This is a genomic window from Kineococcus siccus (assembly GCF_009906795.1).
GTDB lineage: Bacteria > Actinomycetota > Actinomycetes > Actinomycetales > Kineococcaceae > Kineococcus > Kineococcus siccus.
Map to the genome: position 1 here is coordinate 1 of NZ_JAAALN010000382.1, position 1,685 is coordinate 1,685.

General features: G+C 71.5%; 1 protein-coding gene and 1 pseudogene. Both read right to left on the reverse strand.

From position 1 onward, the window contains the following. Nucleotides 1-718, reverse strand: a pseudogene (locus GTR02_RS21605) (hypothetical protein); the annotation flags it as partial. A 221-nt stretch (nucleotides 719-939) separates the two neighbouring features. Continuing rightward, the gene (locus GTR02_RS21610; protein ID WP_166609522.1) at nucleotides 940-1,605 is read right to left on the reverse strand and encodes an RNA polymerase sigma factor; all 666 of its coding nucleotides are present in this window, start codon (nucleotides 1,603-1,605) and stop codon (nucleotides 940-942) included. Nucleotides 1,606-1,685: the final 80 nt, after the last annotated feature.

Here is a 1,685-nt window from a genome sequence, read left to right on the forward strand (position 1 = left end):
AGGCGCCGTACTGCTCCCAGGGCAGGTCGATAGTGCGGGGGTCCACGTCGTAGCGGTCACCGCTGGTCGTGGTGATGGTGAGGGTGTTGACGCGGGCGGTGGTGATGCGTCCGGGCCACCAGGCGGCCCAGTAGTCCTCGTGCAGGGTCGCGGTGATGACAGTGCCGTCAGCGAGGTTGATGTCCACCCCGGTGACGTCCGGACCGGCTGCACCGATGAGGGAGTAGTTCTCCTTCTCCGCGGGCACGTCGGGTGCGGCAAACGGGGAGCCGCCGAGCACACTGACGTCGGCGGCGGTGGGCCAGGTGTAGGGCTTGTCCCACACGGCGGCACTGCTGCTGGCGGTGATGCCGTCGGGGACGGGCTTCTGCGCCTCCAGCCCGCCCATCACGATGAGCGGGTCGCCCGCGGTACCAGCACCCTTGATGACGTCTACGCAGAACGTCCAGTCCCCGCGGCGGTCGACCAGGACGCTGCGCTGGGCGGCGTCGTCTTCGCGGCGGGGCACACCCTCGATGCCGACACCGCCGCCGGTGAGGTCCTCGCACTGCGAGGCCTGCGTCGGGATGCCTTCCAGGCCGAGGAAGCCCAGTACGCGGTCCCACGTCCCGGTGTCGCCAGGATCAGCAGAGGCAGGCTCGGCGCTGGGCGCTGCGGTCCAGCTGGCGTAGCTGGCTGGAGCGGTGGGGTCCCCGGCCAGCATCACCGCCGCCGTCACGGTCACCGCCGTGGCGGAGGCGACACCCAGCGCGATCCGACGCCTCGCCGGACGGGGCCTGCGCGGGTGAGCTGCAGCAGCGATCGGCGCGTGGTCGCCGGAACGGACAGTGGACTGGGGGCTGGATCGTGTCGCACGGGCCGCCGTGGCGTCGACCTCAGCGACGAGGAGGGCGCGCACCGCGGCCCTGCGTCGGGGATCCATGCCGGACAAGGTGGAGGTCATGACTGCTCCCAGGCGGTATCGGTAGGGGGCGAGGCGAGGGGGGAAGAGCGGAGAGCGACCGTCGGCTCTGCAGCCGGCCCGCCGTCCAGCGAGGACTGGCGGCCTGGTGGGGGGATGTTGGCTTGCAGTCGAGCTCGAGCACGGGACAGACGTGAGCGCACGGTGCCGACGGGCACGCCCAAGGCGATCGCGGCGGAGGCGTAGTCCAAGCCCTGCCACACGCACAGCGTCAAGACGTCTTGCTCCGCCGGGCGCAGTCGGCGGAAGGCCTGCTGCAGCTGAGCCAGCTGCTTCTCGTCGTCGAGGCGGGCCGCCACCTCATCGGCGTGATCCGGAGTCATGAGCACCGTGGGCAGGCGGTGCAGAGCGCGGCGGTGGCGCAGGGCTGTGCGCCACCGCCGCTGCACGGTCCGCTGCGCCACCCCGTACAGCCACGGCAGTGCGACGTCGTCGACGAGCTGCACCTCCGCGCGTCGGCGCCAGGCTTCCAGGAAGACGATGGACAGCAGGTCATCGGCGGCGTCCAGGGAGCCGGTGCGGCGGGCGCAGTAGCGGTGCACCGCGTCGGCGTGACGGTCGAAGAGGACTCCGAAGCTGTCTCCGTCCCCGGCCGCGGCCTGCCGCCACAGCTCCCCGTCGCTGGGCGCGGCTCGGTCCGCCATCTCGTTCACATCCCCCTATGCCCGCAGCCGTGACCGAGTTCCCGATCATGAGGGACGAGTCCTCGAACGTCCTCAATTCG

Coding starts and splice junctions, on each gene's coding strand:
- GTR02_RS21610 (WP_166609522.1), bottom strand. CDS start 1,605: ATGGCGGACCGAGCCGCGCCCAGCGACGGGGAGCTGTGGCGGCAGGCC.